Origin of the sequence: Vibrio sp. 10N.222.48.A3 (assembly GCF_041475345.1) — a bacterium.
In the GTDB taxonomy this organism is placed as follows: Bacteria; Pseudomonadota; Gammaproteobacteria; order Enterobacterales; family Vibrionaceae; genus Vibrio; species Vibrio tasmaniensis_A.
Genome location: NZ_JBFRVX010001565.1, coordinates 1 through 530, shown reverse-complemented (window position 1 = coordinate 530; position 530 = coordinate 1). Strand labels below are relative to the sequence as shown.

The 530-nt window shown below is 45.5% G+C and carries 1 pseudogene; it reads right to left on the bottom strand.

The features are described from left to right. Positions 1-55 precede the first annotated feature (55 nt). Positions 56-530: pseudogene (locus AB4653_RS27760) on the bottom strand (glucose-6-phosphate dehydrogenase); the annotation flags it as partial.

Here is a 530-nt window from a genome sequence, read left to right as displayed (position 1 = left end):
TCGTTTGCTAGGTTTTCAACGACTAATTCAGGCGTTGCAAAGATCTTGTGATTGATCATAGTTCGCAGTAATCCGTATCTGTTAAGTTTTTGCATGGGAAACGCCATGCGCGGCCATCACGCTGCAGAAGCTCATCGGCTTCTTGTGGGCCCCAAGTACCACAAGCATAGCCAAACAGTGCTTGAGGGTCTTGCTTGAAATCTAAGATCGGTTGAACGTACTTCCAACATGCTTCTACTGCATCGGTACGTGCAAACAGAGTCGCATCACCGTTCAGTGCGTCAAGAAGAAGACGCTCATAAGCCGTTAGCATCTGAGTCTCAGGCAGATCAGAGTAAGAGAAGTTCATTTTCACTTCTTTTGCTTTGAAACCTGCACCTGGCTCTTTCAAACCAAAGCTCATCTGAATACCTTCATCCGGTTGGATACGGATAATCAGTTTGTTCTCTGGTGCATCTTGACCAAACACTGGGTGTGGTGTGTTCTTAAAGTGAATCACAATTTCAGTCACACGTGTTGGTAAGCGTTTA